General features: G+C 41.8%; 31 protein-coding genes. 10 read left to right on the top strand and 21 right to left on the bottom strand.

Annotated features, from left to right (window positions below; all coding sequences use genetic code 11):
- Positions 1-149: 149 nt before the first annotated feature.
- The 8 genes from QUA16_RS25000 to QUA16_RS25035 all read left to right on the top strand — a co-directional run bounded on the left by QUA16_RS25000 (position 150) and on the right by QUA16_RS25035 (position 3,980).
- Positions 150-470, top strand: a complete 321-nt coding sequence (locus tag QUA16_RS25000) for a hypothetical protein (protein WP_333106802.1) — start codon at positions 150-152, stop codon at positions 468-470.
- A gap of 30 nt (positions 471-500) precedes the next feature.
- The gene (locus tag QUA16_RS25005; RefSeq protein WP_333106801.1) at positions 501-749 is read left to right on the top strand and encodes a hypothetical protein; all 249 of its coding nucleotides are present in this window, start codon (positions 501-503) and stop codon (positions 747-749) included.
- An 84-nt stretch (positions 750-833) separates the two neighbouring features.
- Positions 834-1,220 carry a hypothetical protein gene (locus QUA16_RS25010; RefSeq protein WP_333181408.1) on the top strand — a complete coding sequence of 129 codons (387 nt, stop codon included), beginning with the start codon at positions 834-836 and terminating at the stop codon, positions 1,218-1,220.
- 8 nt (positions 1,221-1,228) lie between these two features.
- Complete coding sequence (locus QUA16_RS25015; protein ID WP_333106798.1) at positions 1,229-2,218, top strand: hypothetical protein; 990 nt, start codon at positions 1,229-1,231, stop codon at positions 2,216-2,218.
- Positions 2,219-2,273: 55 nt separating this feature from the next.
- On the top strand, positions 2,274-2,783 hold the full coding sequence (locus QUA16_RS25020; RefSeq protein WP_333106797.1) for a thermonuclease family protein: 510 nt from the start codon (positions 2,274-2,276) through the stop codon (positions 2,781-2,783).
- Between the two features lie 6 nt (positions 2,784-2,789).
- A complete protein-coding gene (locus QUA16_RS25025; RefSeq protein WP_333038882.1) occupies positions 2,790-3,398 on the top strand; it encodes a hypothetical protein in 609 nt (202 codons plus the stop codon).
- 11 nt (positions 3,399-3,409) lie between these two features.
- Positions 3,410-3,733, top strand: coding sequence for a hypothetical protein (locus QUA16_RS25030; protein ID WP_333106796.1), 324 nt, complete (start codon positions 3,410-3,412; stop codon positions 3,731-3,733).
- Positions 3,734-3,749: 16 nt separating this feature from the next.
- A complete protein-coding gene (locus QUA16_RS25035; protein ID WP_333106795.1) occupies positions 3,750-3,980 on the top strand; it encodes a hypothetical protein in 231 nt (76 codons plus the stop codon).
- A 120-nt stretch (positions 3,981-4,100) separates the two neighbouring features.
- Here the strand turns inward: QUA16_RS25035 and QUA16_RS25040 are convergent, their stop codons facing one another.
- The 19 genes from QUA16_RS25040 to QUA16_RS25130 form a co-directional block, all read right to left on the bottom strand.
- Positions 4,101-4,307 (bottom strand): hypothetical protein, encoded by a 207-nt coding sequence (locus tag QUA16_RS25040; RefSeq protein ID WP_333106794.1) that lies wholly within the window; start codon positions 4,305-4,307, stop codon positions 4,101-4,103.
- Between the two features lie 126 nt (positions 4,308-4,433).
- Entirely contained in the window at positions 4,434-6,311 is a 1,878-nt protein-coding gene (locus QUA16_RS25045) for a hypothetical protein (RefSeq protein ID WP_333106793.1), read from the bottom strand.
- A 243-nt stretch (positions 6,312-6,554) separates the two neighbouring features.
- Positions 6,555-6,980 carry a hypothetical protein gene (locus tag QUA16_RS25050; protein WP_333106792.1) on the bottom strand — a complete coding sequence of 142 codons (426 nt, stop codon included), beginning with the start codon at positions 6,978-6,980 and terminating at the stop codon, positions 6,555-6,557.
- Complete coding sequence (locus tag QUA16_RS25055) at positions 6,913-7,215, bottom strand: hypothetical protein (RefSeq protein WP_333106790.1); 303 nt, start codon at positions 7,213-7,215, stop codon at positions 6,913-6,915. Before QUA16_RS25055 ends, QUA16_RS25050 begins: the two co-directional genes overlap by 68 nt.
- Positions 7,212-8,084 (bottom strand): hypothetical protein, encoded by an 873-nt coding sequence (locus tag QUA16_RS25060; RefSeq protein WP_333106789.1) that lies wholly within the window; start codon positions 8,082-8,084, stop codon positions 7,212-7,214. Before QUA16_RS25060 ends, QUA16_RS25055 begins: the two co-directional genes overlap by 4 nt.
- A 10-nt stretch (positions 8,085-8,094) precedes the next feature.
- Complete coding sequence (locus tag QUA16_RS25065) at positions 8,095-8,388, bottom strand: hypothetical protein (protein ID WP_333106788.1); 294 nt, start codon at positions 8,386-8,388, stop codon at positions 8,095-8,097.
- Positions 8,378-8,743 carry a hypothetical protein gene (locus tag QUA16_RS25070; RefSeq protein ID WP_333106787.1) on the bottom strand — a complete coding sequence of 122 codons (366 nt, stop codon included), beginning with the start codon at positions 8,741-8,743 and terminating at the stop codon, positions 8,378-8,380. The genes QUA16_RS25065 and QUA16_RS25070 overlap by 11 nt, the downstream gene beginning before the upstream one ends.
- Positions 8,743-8,967 (bottom strand): hypothetical protein, encoded by a 225-nt coding sequence (locus tag QUA16_RS25075; protein ID WP_333106786.1) that lies wholly within the window; start codon positions 8,965-8,967, stop codon positions 8,743-8,745. The genes QUA16_RS25070 and QUA16_RS25075 overlap by 1 nt, the downstream gene beginning before the upstream one ends.
- Positions 8,960-9,313: a hypothetical protein gene (locus QUA16_RS25080; RefSeq protein WP_333106785.1), complete on the bottom strand. Its 354-nt coding sequence runs from the start codon at positions 9,311-9,313 to the stop codon at positions 8,960-8,962. The genes QUA16_RS25075 and QUA16_RS25080 overlap by 8 nt, the downstream gene beginning before the upstream one ends.
- The gene (locus QUA16_RS25085) at positions 9,306-9,677 is read right to left on the bottom strand and encodes a hypothetical protein (protein WP_333181410.1); all 372 of its coding nucleotides are present in this window, start codon (positions 9,675-9,677) and stop codon (positions 9,306-9,308) included. The genes QUA16_RS25080 and QUA16_RS25085 overlap by 8 nt, the downstream gene beginning before the upstream one ends.
- Positions 9,677-10,123 (bottom strand): GIY-YIG nuclease family protein, encoded by a 447-nt coding sequence (locus QUA16_RS25090; RefSeq protein WP_333106783.1) that lies wholly within the window; start codon positions 10,121-10,123, stop codon positions 9,677-9,679. Before QUA16_RS25090 ends, QUA16_RS25085 begins: the two co-directional genes overlap by 1 nt.
- Positions 10,104-10,553 carry a hypothetical protein gene (locus QUA16_RS25095; RefSeq protein WP_333106782.1) on the bottom strand — a complete coding sequence of 150 codons (450 nt, stop codon included), beginning with the start codon at positions 10,551-10,553 and terminating at the stop codon, positions 10,104-10,106. Before QUA16_RS25095 ends, QUA16_RS25090 begins: the two co-directional genes overlap by 20 nt.
- A 3-nt stretch (positions 10,554-10,556) precedes the next feature.
- Positions 10,557-10,814 (bottom strand): hypothetical protein, encoded by a 258-nt coding sequence (locus QUA16_RS25100; protein ID WP_333106780.1) that lies wholly within the window; start codon positions 10,812-10,814, stop codon positions 10,557-10,559.
- Positions 10,815-10,816: 2 nt separating this feature from the next.
- Entirely contained in the window at positions 10,817-11,029 is a 213-nt protein-coding gene (locus QUA16_RS25105) for a hypothetical protein (RefSeq protein ID WP_333181412.1), read from the bottom strand.
- Between the two features lie 117 nt (positions 11,030-11,146).
- Positions 11,147-11,476: a hypothetical protein gene (locus tag QUA16_RS25110; protein WP_333106776.1), complete on the bottom strand. Its 330-nt coding sequence runs from the start codon at positions 11,474-11,476 to the stop codon at positions 11,147-11,149.
- Entirely contained in the window at positions 11,477-11,743 is a 267-nt protein-coding gene (locus QUA16_RS25115) for a hypothetical protein (RefSeq protein WP_333181414.1), read from the bottom strand.
- The gene (locus QUA16_RS25120) at positions 11,734-12,300 is read right to left on the bottom strand and encodes a hypothetical protein (RefSeq protein WP_333106775.1); all 567 of its coding nucleotides are present in this window, start codon (positions 12,298-12,300) and stop codon (positions 11,734-11,736) included. The genes QUA16_RS25115 and QUA16_RS25120 overlap by 10 nt, the downstream gene beginning before the upstream one ends.
- On the bottom strand, positions 12,248-12,616 hold the full coding sequence (locus tag QUA16_RS25125; RefSeq protein WP_333106774.1) for a hypothetical protein: 369 nt from the start codon (positions 12,614-12,616) through the stop codon (positions 12,248-12,250). The genes QUA16_RS25120 and QUA16_RS25125 overlap by 53 nt, the downstream gene beginning before the upstream one ends.
- Before the next feature lie 69 nt (positions 12,617-12,685).
- The gene (locus tag QUA16_RS25130) at positions 12,686-12,910 is read right to left on the bottom strand and encodes a hypothetical protein (protein WP_333181416.1); all 225 of its coding nucleotides are present in this window, start codon (positions 12,908-12,910) and stop codon (positions 12,686-12,688) included.
- Between the two features lie 166 nt (positions 12,911-13,076).
- Between QUA16_RS25130 and QUA16_RS25135 the strand changes: the two genes are divergently transcribed.
- Positions 13,077-13,325: a hypothetical protein gene (locus tag QUA16_RS25135; RefSeq protein WP_333106770.1), complete on the top strand. Its 249-nt coding sequence runs from the start codon at positions 13,077-13,079 to the stop codon at positions 13,323-13,325.
- A gap of 445 nt (positions 13,326-13,770) precedes the next feature.
- Positions 13,771-14,370, top strand: a complete 600-nt coding sequence (locus QUA16_RS25140) for an IS607 family transposase (RefSeq protein WP_333106769.1) — start codon at positions 13,771-13,773, stop codon at positions 14,368-14,370.
- An 81-nt stretch (positions 14,371-14,451) separates the two neighbouring features.
- Here the strand turns inward: QUA16_RS25140 and QUA16_RS25145 are convergent, their stop codons facing one another.
- Positions 14,452-14,814: a transposase gene (locus QUA16_RS25145; protein ID WP_333106768.1), complete on the bottom strand. Its 363-nt coding sequence runs from the start codon at positions 14,812-14,814 to the stop codon at positions 14,452-14,454.
- A 147-nt stretch (positions 14,815-14,961) separates the two neighbouring features.
- Complete coding sequence (locus QUA16_RS25150) at positions 14,962-15,354, bottom strand: IS630 transposase-related protein (protein WP_333181418.1); 393 nt, start codon at positions 15,352-15,354, stop codon at positions 14,962-14,964.
- Positions 15,355-15,423: the final 69 nt, after the last annotated feature.

The following is a 15,423-nucleotide window of genomic DNA, read 5'->3' on the forward strand; positions in this document are numbered from 1 at the left end:
TAGAGTTGAATTCCTTGACGGGGTAGATTCATATATCTCTTTTTTTGTCAACTTCTAATACTGTACCGACGCTCTAGACAATAAGTAATGCTTCCCTTCGACTTCGCTCAGTGCAAGGCTGTAGGGTAGTGATTTCTACGAACAGTAATATGTCACTACCCTATCTCACAAAAATCAACGATTCCAATCAGTTTTTTATCCATCCTTCAGCCATTCAATATGACCAACCAGCGCTAAGATTAGCCAATCGACTACGTTGGGATAGATTGAATATTGAACCAGAGCTACAAAGACTTTTTCGCTATTACCGTAACACCTGTTCTCTTGCGGATAGAACCCAGGGATTTGAATCTGCTAAGTCTCCCGAAACTTATGCTGAAATTGGTGAATTGTTAGCCAAGATGTGGTCGATCGATAAACTTACAGAAGTCAAACAACTTAATTATTATAGTCGTGGAGCTTCGCTATAGAGTGGCAGCCTTTTAGCTAACCGTTAACAAATGAACAGTCAGACTTTAGAACTTCTGGGACAAAACAGCCAGCAACAGTATGAAAAACTGACAGCTAAACTTTTGAAAAACGAATATATTGAGCCATATTTAGGTTCAATATTATTCCCTTATTACAGCCACTACTGCGTTATCTCGGTACTCGGCATCAACTACTCTCACTATCAGTTTGGATTTTTTGACAACGGTTGCCGATCGGATCGGTACGATCGAATCGGAATGCTTCTCAAAAGAATCTAAAAGACTAGAAAAATTGACTGTTACAAACGCGATGTAACAGTCAATTGATTCTAAACATCAACTCAACTATTGTACCCTAAATCTATGCAAGTATTTCTCACGGGAACCGAAAGACTTGAGAAAATGAACGAGGAAATGTGGACGCGAATTCACAATATCATGAAGCTCACTGCTACAATTTTAATCGGGAATTATCGCGGTTTTGATCAGTTAGCATTGGCGTTTTTAAATGTTTTGGAATATCCTAACGTTAAAGTTTATGAAGCGGGAAGCGGTATAGGTTTTGGATATCCAATCATTGATGCAGGTCGATATCCACGTCAAGATATCCTAATGAGTCGTAGCTTGCGGGCGCGTAGCGCATCGGCAGATTATATGTTGGCAGTTCATGACGGTCTTAGCTATGGAGTTAAAGCCAATTTAAGACGGATGCCAGCGGAGAAAACGCGAATCATTTACGTTAACATTTGAAATCAATCATGAAACTAAAATCAATCATTTTTGACGAAAAAAATCCTAATCGCGATCGCAGCCTGAAAATCTTTGAGGAAATCCAGAAAGATTTGCTTAAAGAAATCAGAGGCGATCGCACCTATAAAATGCCTCCGAACTACATCAACTGGCATACTTTGAGCGGAATTGTCTCGGTAGCTTTGTCAAGTTGCGGTTCTGAATATGCGAAAGTTGATATTTCGGCATTTATTCATAGCTACCGAACAGCTCTTTGGTTTATCAAAGATGCTCCTATTTATTGCTTGACTGAGCAATTAATTACAGCGTTCGATCGAACCGATGCGCTTGCTAAACCTGGTATCCTTGCAGGCTGGCTACCGTCCTTACCGACTTTTCTCTTAGCCATACCTAAAGGATTTATCCACACACCGGACGGCGGTGAAGTGGATTATCTCACAATCTCTTGTAGCGATTGTGAACATCCTGAGTGGAATTCTGGTAGCTGGCACAACATTCAAATTAAACCGTTTTCGCTAGAACACAATCTATATTTTCAGATTTGCACCGTAGATTCATTAGAAACTGTCTGGACTTCAGGAACTGCGGTCAAAGCTGACGGTAGTTTGATTTACGATGAAAATGAGAGTTTGGGTAAACATACAATATCGATCGATGATAAAGCTTTCCTCCAACGCATCAGAAACTTAGTAATCAATGTGTTGTTGGCTCTGGAATTTTCACCAGATTTATTGATGTCCGTTACTGAATCTGAAATCAAGAGAAAAAATAAAGGATTCCAGCCTATCAATTGCACTTTTTCTAATGTCAGATATCCCCGATGGTTGGGTAAAAAATATCAACCTTTCTCGGTAATATCCGCAGACAAAAAAGCTCATTTCTCTCCGTGTACTCACTGGAGACGAGGACATTGGAGGATGTTAGAATCAGGTGAGGGTAAGCGCTGGCGAGATAGTAAACGGCTTTGGATCGAACCTGTTTTAGTCAATTCTCAATAGCATTAATTAAGCCTTAAAATTAAATTACAATAGATAAAATACTTTTGAGGCTACCATGATAACACCAGGAACTGTCTATAACTGCTTTTCTAAATTGGTATTTGATGGTGATACTTTATTGCTAGATTCTCCAGGTGCAGAACTAAGAGTAAGATTGCGGTGGATAGATTCACCTGAATCTCAAAAAAATGGGCAAACTAGCACCGACCCCGGAATACTTAAACACTGGGAATGGGCACAAAAAGCTAAGACAGCTTTGATGAATTATGTAGCAGGAAAATCAATAATCACGGTTCCGATCGAGAAAGATATATACGATCGCTGGGTATGCGATTGTTACTTTGACAAAATATCGGCAGCAACCAACATACAAATTCAGTTATGCAAAACTGGAATGGCAGTTACTTATATGCCATTTAATCGCTTTGCCTACAATACCCGCGAATTGACTGTACTCAGAGGTGTCATTACAGAAACTGCTGCTGCTAATCGTAAAAAATTAGGGCTTTGGTCAGAGCCTGACCTAATTCTTCCTTACGAGTTCAAAAAGTTAAATCTATCCTGAAAAACAATGCAATTAGCTGAAAAAATTGTTAACTATATGAAAGCCAAAAATTACCAATTGGCTACACGAGCGGGAGAAAAAAACATAATTTATGTGGAAGGGATGAACCCGGACGGAACCCTCAATGCCGATACTCCAAATCATTTCAATGATGCCCGACTGCTTTTAGTTTTTTATGATGGATTGCCCCAGATCGAAGGTGCTTGGGAAGCCACAACCGAACCGGGCTACTACTACACCGACAATCCGATGAACCCTAACGGTGCCGCTAGAATTGCCTTTGGGCAGTATCGAGCTTGGCAAGTCGGCCTTCACGGTTACTCTCACCCGCACGAAGCTCTTATCCAGGTTGCGCCTGTTCGCGTTTACCGAGATTGGAACCGGGACATGATGAGGACTGGGGATGCGATCGATGAAGGTTACTTCGGCATAAATCAGCACCACGGGTACGGCCACCCTAAGAACGACATTTACACCGCCGGAGCTGGATGTTTTGTAGGTCGCGATCCTGACGAACACTTTGATTTTATGGATCGCGTCAAGTCTGACCCACGGTATATTGCTGACCCAAATTTTGTATTTCCAACAACTATCATTCCAGGTGACAAACTCTAATCTATGGAAAAATGAAGCAAGAAACGCTTGATTATGTTGCGGGTTCGATCGGTATTATTGCAACCATCTCAACTTATATTTTTTGGCTAGCATCTCGACAAATTAAGGTTGATTTAGTCTACAAAATTGATAAGTTTTGTCACAACTTTAGCAAAAAACAAGAAAGCGATACGATATCTACTGCGTTTAAGTTACGGCGCTGGCAAGATATGAATAAACTTCGCTGGATAACTTTAGAATGTAGAATGGAGGCTATTGAAAAAAAATTGGATATTGGCTCGTGCAATATAATTGAATCGATCGAAAGACAATTTGACGATGAAGATGAAGACTAAATTACTCTAGAAAACTATGAAGTTTAAAAAACCTACTCAGGATCAATTAGATATTTTGTCAACTATTTTCGGAGGGATCGCAGGCATCGCAGAATTGCTTATCGCTTGTAAACGTGTTAGTAATGAAGACGGTCAGCTTGTTGCTGGGCTTGCATTAATTGTTTGGAGTTTTTTTAGCAATAAACCACCTCGCATTGTTAAGCTCAGAGGATTTCCAAAATTACTAGATGAATTGACGGAGGAATAGTATCACTAAGATTCCTGTCAAAATACCTAATAGAAAAAACAAAACTGCTAACTGATCCATAAATCTCATAGTAAAATCACAACTTAAAATGATTTTACTATGAGATTTACTTTTGGGTCATTATGGATTATTAATTTTATCCGATATAACCTTTGTTGTTCCTACGGCTCCGCCAACCAAACCTATGATTAGTCCAGCAGTAAAAGTGTCTGCTGGATTTGCAGACTTTGTGCGCTTCAATTCTTGACTTGCTTGATGCGCGTCCTCTTTTAATTCTTGCATTACATTGGGGACAACTTCAGCAGTTGTGAGTATGGCTGTTGTCAATGTTCCCGCCAAAAATACTGATTCGCCTGGGGTTGGTTTACGCCTTTTTTCTTCTAGTTTTGTTTGATTGATGTACTACGATGTCGCTACGCGACCCGCAAGCTACGAATTGACCAATAATTGGACTTACCTCTTTTCCAAGTAATCCTTGAATTTAGCAATCAGAGAGGGTGTTCCGTACTTCATTACTATGTACTGAAAACACTTTTTACCTACATCTGAATAACTTCGAGGCTTCCTTCTCCCCTGGGTGAAACCCAAACCAATTTGTATGAGTTTGCTGGCACTTGTATATTTATCGGATAATTCCAAAATGCGCTCAAAAACTGCTGTTTCTGACTCATTGGGCAGTAATCTTGCGAAATCTTCGGCATCCCAGATAACTGGATAATCCTCTCTGGGTAAGGCTTTTGGAATTATCTCGCTTTTGATAAGGTTATCTAAAGCTGATAATTCTTCACTTGAGTTATCTGCTGAATTATCTGGTAAATTATCTGACTTTTGGCTGGCTTGCGATCGGTGTAAATCTATTTGTCGAGCGAGTTCTTCAGTGGTTGATTCTGCTAACCAATAATCCCACGATACTGACTGATTTAATGCCCGATTTAGTTTGTCTATGTCCGATTCTATGTCCGATTCTATGTCCGATTCTATTTCAGGTAGTCTCTCAGATTGTAGTTCCCTTTTTGTGTTGTGCAAGCTAAGGTTTAAATCAGGTTTCTGGTCAACTTCTGAATTACTAATAACTTGATTGTCCGACTCTGAACTAAAGCCATTAAATAACTCATAGACCCATTCAGGGCGTATCCAGTACGGCAAAATAGAAATAGGTAAATCTTTGATGCACTCTCCCTCTTCATCTTTGATGCCCGAAATAGTTCCTTTGAAAAGTGGCTGATATTTGCTGTCCGATCGTAACTGTAGTTTGATAACTCCTGAGTTAACAGATTTACTAAAACCATCACCACCGCCGAAAGCAGCATTAGTATCATTATGAGCAATGAAGATAGGCGCTTCTTTGCCTTTGCGAGGGTCGCCAACAACTTTTCTGGTTAGTTTGCTGGCAGGTTCCGCCGTACCTTCTTCAAAGCCATATTGTGTCATCTCATCAAAGATAGAAGTCAGCCAATCATCCTTCAACGTTCTGACCTTAAATCGATCGTACATAGCGTTAAGTTGTTGACCAACTTCTTCAAAGTTTTGATTTGCGCCATAGCCGGGAACTCCCAACTTAACCAAACTTTTCCAGCATTCATCATAATTTTGATGAAAGTGAGGGTCAGCGATCGAGATGATTTCGTGACCATATAAATAATGCCGGCACAGTGCTAAAAAAGCTGCGAAGTAACTTTTAAAGCTACCCATATCTCCATAAATTAGGATGGGTTTGTGCATCAGTTGTGCAATCCATCCTCCTTCATGCTCCTCAATCAATTTCAACAGCTTCGATCGGGCAGCAGCTATATACTCCGCTCTCTTTTCTTCTACTGTTTTCTCTCTTGCCACACCACCCGGAACACTATCAACAACAGAATCAGAAATAAAATCTGTTTCTGTTTCTGACTGAGAATCAAAAACTGTTTTTGTTTCTGGTATTGGGGGTTGTGAAGTTTTGAGAAGATGCTCAAGAATGGTGGGGTGATCGTGAGCCATGACTCGGACAAAATTCTGCTGAGTCTCCGCTTTGTAGACCTCAACCGAGGCATCAGCCCGAAGTTTCTCTTTGACCACTACCTCCTCAACCAGGACATCGGTGAGTGCGGAGTTAACAGCAGCATCAAGCGCTTGTTGTTTCAGTCGCTGCTCAAATTCCCAAAGCTCTTGCCGTTCGAGCTGCTCCTTTTTTTTCTGGCTGTCCTGCCAGCCAAAATATCCGCAGCCGATCGCAGCAACAGAGCTGGCTTGCCGAACTCCCACCCAGCGATCGAAAGGAAGCGGCATCAATGCCAGCGCCAAAGAGCAAAATGCTCCGAAAAATGACCCGATCGTTACCCTGTTACCCATGACTCATGACTCCTATCCTTTACCCAATCCCCAATACCCAAAATCCAATACCCAAAATCCAATACCTGATGCCCATGCCCGATGCGCGAGATGCGCGCGATTTCCGATCCGATGCCCGATGACTGATGACCGATGACTAATGACTGATGAGTGATGACTGATGAGTGAGGAGTGATGCCAAGACTTAAAATCTCCCTGCTGCTGACTCAAACCAGTACAGCCGTAGCAACAGGGAGGTAAGTGTTATTTACTACCAGCACCAATGATCCACATAGCGACGATGATAAAGATTGCGATCGCCAAACCATGCTGCCAGGTCAGGAGATAATACAAATCCCAGAAGCAGAGAATGCCTCCGATCGCCAAGGTTGCACCGCCTGTCCGCCAGAGTCCGACATAAGCGCGATCGGCTGGCGACATGAAAAACAGACTCAGAGAGCCGATGACGATCGCCACGATTCCTAAGAAAAGATGTGACGGAAAGAGCCGGAATAAATTTGCAATGCCGATGCCGATCGAGAACTTCACTACCAAAAATAGCCAGTTGTTGACATTCTTGAGGTGTTTCAGTTCCGCTGACGGCTTGAAAACCAGTTCTTCTTTAGCTTGCTGTGGTTGTTGTACAGCAGGCTTCTGGTTTTGTGGTAATTGTGGAGTTTGTAAAAACATGGTTGGTGCATTTATTGAAGGTTTTGCCGTAGAGCAGACAACAATTGGCGCAAATCTCGATATTCTGTATTGCGGAAGCTTCAGCAACTACTAAATATCCGTAACGGTTGGGTACTTTGATTCCTGGTTGATGGTCATCTGTCGTTACCCAGCCTGTATTTGTCGTAGCAGCAGCGCCGTTCTTGTAATCGATCGAGCTGACGACTTTGAAAACTTGACCTTTAGAAATAATCAACTTTCACCTCTCATGAATTTAGTAAATCTTGAAAAACCACGATTTATCTGCGAAGCAACACCATTAACTTTGCCTGCCATGTCGCCTGACCAGTTAACCGCTACGTTGATGGAATCCTTCGCTTTGGCTGTTGTTGAGCGTTGTACTGCTGCCGATCGTTGTGTAGCTGAACTTGAAGCTGAAACAAATTGAGGTTGAGAGTAATTGGACTGACTAATTTGGAGGGGAGCAGAAGTGGAACCGCCGAGAGATGGATGGCTCAAACCATGAGTACCGTGTTTCAAACCGTATGAAGCTTGCTTATAGATATTGGTTTCTTCTTCTTTCCATTTTGCTAAATCAGCAGCAAACTCTGGATTTCCTTGCATCTTTAAACTGGCTGCGTCAACTTCGGCAACTTTCTTGGCGAGGGCAGCAATTACCGTGTTGTCCCAGAAAATCTTATCTTGTTCAGTTTCCCCAGTGAATTGTTCTTGGCTTTTCGTAAGTCGATAATCTTGGACTTCTACTGTTGCGCCATATTTGGCACGAGCAACGGCAACATCTATCTGAGCTTTCTTAATTTTCTCAGCGCCTTTATAGCCAGCTTCCATCAGCCAGCCTTGGAACTCACGGAAACAGATTTGTGCGTCAATGAGTAGCTTGAATTTCTCTTTGATTTCGGTGATGTGGTCAAGAAACCATTTTGCTTGGATTGCCCGATCGCCGATCGCAGCCCAGCCTTGGGGAGTGAGTTGGTTCAAGTCAGCAGTTGTGATGCCAAAGACCTCATCCAACAGTTGCTCACCTTCAGCATCAAGAGCGCCACCGACTAGCGTTGTGAGAAGGTAGGTCAAAACATCTTGTTCTTGGTCGAGTAGTTGTTGCATTATTTTCCTCTTAATCTAATTGTGTTGAATCATCAAGATTTAGATTATCGATCCAGATAATTGCATCGGACAAAGCTGATTTTGTGTCGTGAGAAGCACCTTGTTTCAGTCGATCGTACACACACCATTTAACTCTTGTGTTCAACTCAACCGATTTAAGCTGGATTGTTAAGCCTAAATGTTCATATTCTTCAGCATCAGAGTCCGATTCTATAACGCCTCTTCTTTGCAGATTCAGCAAGAGTTTCATGGCTAAGTTGCTGACGGTACGATCGGACAACAAATTCAAGAATTTATCTAACATTATTGCTTACCTCTCCCAATTCTTCATCGTCATACTCCATGAAATCGTTGATCCACTTTTTGGCTGCTAGGAGGGAGTCAGCGGAGTCATAGGTCATGCCTTGGTCAAGAAACCGATACATACCATCGTAGACATACCAGATCCATTGTTCGCTCCAGCGTTCCTCTCCATCAATGTGAAAGCATCGCAAACGGATAATCAATCCACAGTGCTCATATTCGTCAGAGATTGGTGGATCAATCACCCATTCTGTGATTGCACCTTTCAATTTCAGATAAATCAGAAGTTGTTTGGTGAATGACAGGACGATCGAATCGGGCAACAGACTCAGGATTGGTTTGAGATTTTTACGCATTATTCGGGTAAACCATTCGGTGTTAGGTAAGCTGTAATTTTGACCATTTCTCCCGGTTCAGGTTTGGGAAGTTGGCGCTCAACTGCTTTCATTGCCTGAAGAACGCAAATTTCTGCATCACCGTAGAATGTAAAAATTTGGGTTGGGCGACGGCTGCTGAAAACGTAAATGTTGCGAGAAAATTGATTTCTTGCTGGAGCTTTACCAAGTAGCCAATCAAACATCTATTTCTTCCTCAGCTAAAGCTAAAGTATCAACATCATCAGCTAGAAACGCATTAGCCCATTTAACTGCTAGAGCGATCGCATCATTTTCGGTAGTAGCTGTTCCATTTCCAAGGATTTCAGTACCTCTACCATCGCAAACAAACCAATACCAGTACCAGTAATTTAACTTTACACAGGCAACGATTTTAATTTCTAAGTCCAGATAACAGTAAGTTTCGGATACAGCGGATTGATCCGGCTGCCAATTCCGTAACTCATCTTTTTCGTGTAAGATTTCTACGATCGAAGTACCAATCTTTTGAAGAATATTGATTGGAACAAAATTCAAAACTTGCTTAAGCATTTTGATCACCTGGAACGATTGAAAAAGGTACTTTGCCCTGAAGAAATTCGACTGTCCAAACTTGAGCTAGAGCAACAGCCTCATCTCTGGTATCTCCCACCCCAGTCTTTAGAATTACTTGCCCAAAACCGTCATAGATTATCCAATCCCAATATTCGATATCTTCTTTCAGAAATTCTGAATATGTAGAGAAAAACTTGATTTGAATTTGCAACCCTACATAGAAATAGCAACCTGGCAGTAGATGTCGAACATCCTGATTACAATTTTGAAAGATTTTATTACTCAGTTTTCGGGAAACCTGACTAGCTTTCTGCTGAGAAGCCAACAGATTTGGGAAGAATTTCAAGATACGTTCGAGCATTATCTAAAAACCAGAGAGGAAAAGAGCATCAAAATTAAAACAGCCAGAGCTAAGTAAGCGAAGTTAACCAGCCAACAGAGAAGAAATAGCGTGACTTGCATCAGTAAAACTCTGTAAGGATTGGCTTCAAACCATTCTGTCCTACCATCAAATCCGGGAGCGCGGTGAACATTCCAACGCTTAAAGATTTTGTGCATGGTTTTTTCTGTCAGTTTCATGTTCATCGTGAAGACGATCGCCCTAATTTGTAACTTGGCTGCGTACTCTCGTGACAGGAAATAGTGACGTGTTTTTGGTGTTTCACTCAAACCAATTTTCGACAGATAACCGTCTTGGAAAATGTAATTAAACCCAGGGACATAATCACTTTTTCTCTTTGGTTTTGGCTTCTTAGGTTGCCGTTGGTGTTTCAGAATTAGAGTGGATTTAGCGTTTTTGTGTCGCATTTAACTGTTCCTTCAAAATGGCGATCGAATGATTCAACAGTGCGACTCGTTGTTTAGACAATGCTCTATCTCGTGTATAAAGAGTCCGAAGTTCTTGGCTAGCATTAAACCGTGTGTCAAAGTTACTGGAGGTCAACTGTTGCTCAAATTGGGCAACAGTATTTTTATTCTTTTCGAGTTCAGCTTCAATTTCTTCAAGGGACATATCGATCGGTCTTTTAGGTTTTCCCCCTTTCATCAAAAGAACTTGTTGTCCTGCCAGTTTTTCATTGCGTTTGGAGATATGTAATAGCTCTTGCTGCAAGTGCAAACAAAGTTGTGAATCAGTAACCTGTTCGATTTGAGCTTTCAGATTTGTTTTGAGCAATTCGTTCGCGTCCCGTTCGGCTTGAAGTTGCTCATAGCTCATAGTTCCGACTCTTTTAGCCATGATTTACTCTACTGTGTGACGGTTATTGTTGCTGTCAATGCCCACTGAAGGAGCAATCTGATAAACTGTGGTGTTGTGAACTGTTTGACTGCCCTGTACGATCGTCGGTTTCGTTTGTTTGAGAGCTTCTTGATACCCCGTTTGATAGCAAAGTGCAGCGAAACCAACCATTAATGCTGGGATAGCTCTGCTCATCCAGGGATACTCAGATTCTGAATCCTTACTTGTTGGTATTGAATCTGCCGAAAATTGGTCATTCATGGTTAATAATCCTTGCTGTGATTAACAATCGTTGCGATCATATTACTTGCGCGATCAGTTGAGAGTCTTACCCAACCTTCATCTGCCATATCTTGAACATCAATTTCTACTCGCCATTCTGCGATTAAAGTACAGAAAGCAATTTCTGCTGTACTGCCTACTCCAAAAAGTTTCAGGAAATCGAGAATGGCTTGCATATCAGTCGTTATTTCCACCCTTTGTCATCCTTCAGCTTTTTGTATCGGTATTGAATGTTTTGAACTTTCTTGCCCTGCTGGATATTTCCCCACACATTCAGAATTACTGTTGTCAGAAGTATTAACCCGATTTCGTTATTGCCCCCAACAATCAGCAGTGAGATAATCGTCGTCAGATGCAAATGTACATTCATAATCTTGCTGTTCAGTCTCGAAACGGTAACAAACTCCAGGATAAGGACAATGCCTACCACCTACACAATTTGGCGGTATTTCTCGTTCTTTTGGTTGGCAGAGTTGCAGGTTGTCGTCTACTGGTTCCAGAAGTCGAGTTCGATCGCCTAATTCAGACAAATCCAAGTCCTTCACTTGGCAGAGTTCTAAACATTGTTTCTGAGCACTGTAGACGTAAACTCTCTGGTTTGGACTCCAATCATAAACTTTGTCAGAGGTTATAGGAATCATTTAGCAAACTCCTGTCATCCAAACTGAAGGGGCTGAAATTGGATAGGGATTACCAGAAGGTCTAAAAATCGATACTAGCCACTGAATCATTGTCTTTTCCTCTTTCTGTCTTTTTGAACAATTGCAATGTGATGAGGAGAGCAAACTCGCATAAACAACCAAGGCAATGAGTAACTTTTCTCGGTAAGCTGAACGAGCTTGCTCTTCTAGAATTAGCCGCTCGCTGTAAGCTCCAGCTAGTTCTATGCAGGATTCGATTAGCCCCAAAGTCCAGTTATCTGTTTCGGTTGCTGTTTTTTTCCCGGTAAACTTCCACCACGGAGATCTAAAGGAGTCGATCGAATAGATTTAGTGATTGAACCAAAATTCGCTCGAACTTTAGTTGCTCTGTCTTGAAGCTTATCCACTACATTTGCACCCAGGGCAATGCAAAAAGTATCAACTATTTGTTCGGATGCTGCCTCAGCAACATCAGTCATTGCTAAGCTGGCTTCTTGAGTGACCGATCGAATAGCAAGTACCATTCCATTGGTTTCTTCTTGACCGTCGCGGTGTTCGCTATGGTCGATCACACTTTCATCAATTTGATCATTCTGATATTCACTGCTGCCAGTTCGGTTGCTGGCAATTTGTAGCAATGCTTCCGACGGGATAATCATTTCTTCGCGAACAAGTCGGTAATATTCAGTCACTTCGAGAGCATCAGCCTCTAAAACCTGAGAGTTCTGCCAATCTTTCTGACCAAGGGCTTTACGGACATTGGTGATGTCGCTAACTTTGCCCAGACCGAGTTGAGCTTTGAGTTCGATTCTTGAAATACTCATCTGTGTTGATTCCTATGTTTTGTAAGTAATTGCGGGTTTTGTCGATATCTCGATCGCAAAAGAGGAAGATTTCCTCTAGCTGAACCAGACACCATTTTGAGAAATCCGAGAATTTGCGACTATAGAGCGATCGCTCAATTTCTGGGCATTCTTCCTCAAGCAGTGCCAATCTTCGTTTAAAAGTTGCTTCTGCCATTGGCTTATTCGTTTTGTTGGAAATCTTGCCCAGTTCTGCCCTTAACTCCGATCGCGTCCAGAAATTGCGCCTACCCGATTCTTCCGTAACTTGCGCGGTTATTGTGTTTCGGCGTTTCATGTCTTTGTATGAGCTACTTTAGGGATAGCTGGGGCTGTCTTTCAAGTAGCTCACAGCCAGAGAAAAAAATTATCGATTGTCCCGTGGGCTTCCTTTTTCAGTGCCTGGTTCTTCGCCTCGTTCTTCAGCTTTGGGTTTGGGGTAAGTTTTCGTTGCGTCCCAGTACCCGAAAGCTCGTCTCTGATTCCATACCTTCTCGGCTGCTTCCTGAGCCGTTTTTCCGAAACCTTTCACAATGCAGTTGCGGTTGAACGAACGTTCAACCACAACTAGATGCTGTGGCTGTAGTAACATAATGCTGTCTCCTAGTGCCGTGTGGCGGCATTGGTGGAAAGTCTGGTGAGCGTGCTTCAACACGTTTACCAGGCGTTTTTGCACTGTAACATCCAAATGATGTTATGTCAAGAGAATTTAAAACTTTAATCTAAGATTTGTTGCGCTCATAGAATATGCTAAAAAAATGAGCACAGAAAAGATTAAAGGAAAAAGTAGGGATTCTCGTGATCGACTTACATTTGATGTAGGCGAACTGCGTGATCGGCTTAGAGCTCAGGCGATCGAACCGAATCAGTCGCTAGCATCGATCGTGAGGATGGCCCTGATCGAATGGCTTGAGCAGCGAGAAGCCATCGAGGATAAAAAATCTTCCGAAGAAGAAGAGAGGAGAAAAGGAGTCAGGAGGGAAGAAAGCTCTTCTCCTGACTCCTGACTCCTTAACTCCTTCCCAAGAAAATTCTTAAAAAAACGATTAAATTGATATATCAGTTATTGATAATCCTTAAAAGCTATACAGAATAACTATTACAACTATCTTAACCCCACTTTGGGGTAGTAGGGGTCGTGGGTTCAAATCCCGCCGCTCCGATAGATGGAATCCTTATTTTATAAGGATTCCATTATTTTTGCCGAAAATTTGGGTCTAAAGCCTCGTCCTTCGCTTGAGGGCTTTTTCTTGATATTAAGGCTTCTAATGAGTTCCCTTAGAGCATCGGATTTCGAGCTCCCTGGTGATTCGCAGTAAGATTCTAGCTTCTCAAACTCTTCATCAGTCAGCCTAAAAAATCCGCTCTTTTTTATGGCAAAGTATTGTAAAACTTCATTAAAGTTATAAGCATTAGTAAGCAATGATGGTAATATGTAGTCAGGAGGTCAAAATGAAACTACCTGACTACGCCAAAGCAATAGGCATAAGTTACACAACTGCGTGGCGGTGGTGGAAAGCGAATAAACTACCACATCCGGCACGACAAACAGAAAGCGGTCTAATCATCGTTGACTACGTGCCACAAGCGTCATCCACCGAAGTCAAGAAGAATCGAGTCGCCCTGTACAGTAGAGTCTCTTCCTCCGAAAACAAAGAAAACCTTAACCGCCAATCGGAGCGGTTGGCTGAATACGCCATTGCTAATGGCTATCAAATCGTTAGAAACGTAAAAGAAATAGGCAGCGGATTGGATGACCACAGAAAGCAGTTGGAAACACTACTACAACAAGATGGTTACGACATTCTGCTAGTGGAACATAAAGACCGATTGGCTCGATTTGGTACGAATTATTTAGGCGTATTGCTTCTTCGGTCAGGAGTTAAACTAGAAATAGTTAATCTTGCAGAGAACGGAAAAGATGAGTTAATGCAAGACTTGGTAGCGATAATTACAAGCTTTGCTGCACGACTTTATGGACAGCGCCGTGCTAGCAGAAAGACGGAAAAAATAATTGCTGAATTGAGAGATGGAGGCACTGAATGCAGCTAACCGAAAGGCACATACAGCGGATTCCAGGTTTATGAAGTACAGTAGCAGCAGCTTGTAAACCAGTTTTTAAAGTGCTGTGGATTAACCCGCGTCAAGCGCCGTAGCTAGTAAAACATCAACCATCTTGGTAGTAGTGGGCGAAAACTTAAACTTACGTAAAAAAGCTTTGAGTTGTGACCACCATAATTCGATTGGATTAAAGTCAGGAGAATAGGGTGATAAATTCAGAACACTTGTACCAGCGGCTTGAATCAGTGGTTCAATCACCGCCAATTTATGGGCTGGTAGATTATCCATAACAACGACTGCACCCTCCCATAAGTTTGGCACTAAGCACTGTTCAACAAAAACTGCAAATGCCTGACTATCCATCGCCCCGTTGAGCGTCATTAATCCTACTACTTTTTTTAAGCTGATTGCTCCAATAACTGTGAATGAGAGCACCCCGATAAAATGGTTTTAAATCATAGACTCTACTACCACATTTTGAACGTGCATGGGTTCGTGTTAACCCCAATAGAACACCCATTTCATCCAAAAAAACGAGGTTGTCAGGGTCGATATTTTTCACTTTGTCCCAATATTCACACCTCAAAAGTTGCACTCGGTCGGTGGCAGATTGACTACTGCGTATTGTCTTTTTTTTCGCGTCAGATTTTGTTTGATTAATTCGCGACACATCATACTAGGACTGACAGATTGTTGGTAGCTATCTAGCCAATATTCACAATATTCTAATAAGGTACTATCAGGATATTTTTCTACCATTTGGACCAATTTATCTGTGGACGAGTGCAACACACTTTTAAGGCTTCCACCCTGTTTTTTTGGTTGAATGTGACCAGTCGTTTGTTTTTGTTTTAAGATTTTTTGAACAAAGGCTTTACTCACATCAAAACGTTGGGCTACTTTCCTGACTGATGTATCACCTTGTTCATAGGCTTTAATTATTTTTTTACGAAACTCGAGCGAATAAGCTTTCATTTTTTCTGCTGATGTACTGAATGTAGTGTACCACATTTACATGGAATTTGCTGTATATGAATAGGCTGA

Origin of the sequence: Microcoleus sp. S13_C3, from assembly GCF_036700905.1 — a bacterium.
Classification (GTDB): domain Bacteria; phylum Cyanobacteriota; class Cyanobacteriia; order Cyanobacteriales; family Microcoleaceae; genus Microcoleus.

Coding starts and splice junctions, on each gene's coding strand:
- QUA16_RS25000 (WP_333106802.1), top strand. CDS start 150: ATGTCACTACCCTATCTCACAAAAATCAACGATTCCAATCAGTTTTTT.
- QUA16_RS25005 (WP_333106801.1), top strand. CDS start 501: ATGAACAGTCAGACTTTAGAACTTCTGGGACAAAACAGCCAGCAACAG.
- QUA16_RS25010 (WP_333181408.1), top strand. CDS start 834: ATGCAAGTATTTCTCACGGGAACCGAAAGACTTGAGAAAATGAACGAG.
- QUA16_RS25015 (WP_333106798.1), top strand. CDS start 1,229: ATGAAACTAAAATCAATCATTTTTGACGAAAAAAATCCTAATCGCGAT.
- QUA16_RS25020 (WP_333106797.1), top strand. CDS start 2,274: ATGATAACACCAGGAACTGTCTATAACTGCTTTTCTAAATTGGTATTT.
- QUA16_RS25025 (WP_333038882.1), top strand. CDS start 2,790: ATGCAATTAGCTGAAAAAATTGTTAACTATATGAAAGCCAAAAATTAC.
- QUA16_RS25030 (WP_333106796.1), top strand. CDS start 3,410: ATGAAGCAAGAAACGCTTGATTATGTTGCGGGTTCGATCGGTATTATT.
- QUA16_RS25035 (WP_333106795.1), top strand. CDS start 3,750: ATGAAGTTTAAAAAACCTACTCAGGATCAATTAGATATTTTGTCAACT.
- QUA16_RS25045 (WP_333106793.1), bottom strand. CDS start 6,311: ATGGGTAACAGGGTAACGATCGGGTCATTTTTCGGAGCATTTTGCTCT.
- QUA16_RS25050 (WP_333106792.1), bottom strand. CDS start 6,980: ATGTTTTTACAAACTCCACAATTACCACAAAACCAGAAGCCTGCTGTA.
- QUA16_RS25060 (WP_333106789.1), bottom strand. CDS start 8,084: ATGCAACAACTACTCGACCAAGAACAAGATGTTTTGACCTACCTTCTC.
- QUA16_RS25065 (WP_333106788.1), bottom strand. CDS start 8,388: ATGTTAGATAAATTCTTGAATTTGTTGTCCGATCGTACCGTCAGCAAC.
- QUA16_RS25070 (WP_333106787.1), bottom strand. CDS start 8,743: ATGCGTAAAAATCTCAAACCAATCCTGAGTCTGTTGCCCGATTCGATC.
- QUA16_RS25075 (WP_333106786.1), bottom strand. CDS start 8,967: ATGTTTGATTGGCTACTTGGTAAAGCTCCAGCAAGAAATCAATTTTCT.
- QUA16_RS25080 (WP_333106785.1), bottom strand. CDS start 9,313: ATGCTTAAGCAAGTTTTGAATTTTGTTCCAATCAATATTCTTCAAAAG.
- QUA16_RS25085 (WP_333181410.1), bottom strand. CDS start 9,677: ATGCTCGAACGTATCTTGAAATTCTTCCCAAATCTGTTGGCTTCTCAG.
- QUA16_RS25090 (WP_333106783.1), bottom strand. CDS start 10,123: ATGCGACACAAAAACGCTAAATCCACTCTAATTCTGAAACACCAACGG.
- QUA16_RS25095 (WP_333106782.1), bottom strand. CDS start 10,553: ATGGCTAAAAGAGTCGGAACTATGAGCTATGAGCAACTTCAAGCCGAA.
- QUA16_RS25100 (WP_333106780.1), bottom strand. CDS start 10,814: ATGAATGACCAATTTTCGGCAGATTCAATACCAACAAGTAAGGATTCA.
- QUA16_RS25110 (WP_333106776.1), bottom strand. CDS start 11,476: ATGATTCCTATAACCTCTGACAAAGTTTATGATTGGAGTCCAAACCAG.
- QUA16_RS25120 (WP_333106775.1), bottom strand. CDS start 12,300: ATGAGTATTTCAAGAATCGAACTCAAAGCTCAACTCGGTCTGGGCAAA.
- QUA16_RS25125 (WP_333106774.1), bottom strand. CDS start 12,616: ATGAAACGCCGAAACACAATAACCGCGCAAGTTACGGAAGAATCGGGT.
- QUA16_RS25130 (WP_333181416.1), bottom strand. CDS start 12,910: ATGTTACTACAGCCACAGCATCTAGTTGTGGTTGAACGTTCGTTCAAC.
- QUA16_RS25135 (WP_333106770.1), top strand. CDS start 13,077: ATGAGCACAGAAAAGATTAAAGGAAAAAGTAGGGATTCTCGTGATCGA.
- QUA16_RS25140 (WP_333106769.1), top strand. CDS start 13,771: ATGAAACTACCTGACTACGCCAAAGCAATAGGCATAAGTTACACAACT.
- QUA16_RS25150 (WP_333181418.1), bottom strand. CDS start 15,354: ATGAAAGCTTATTCGCTCGAGTTTCGTAAAAAAATAATTAAAGCCTAT.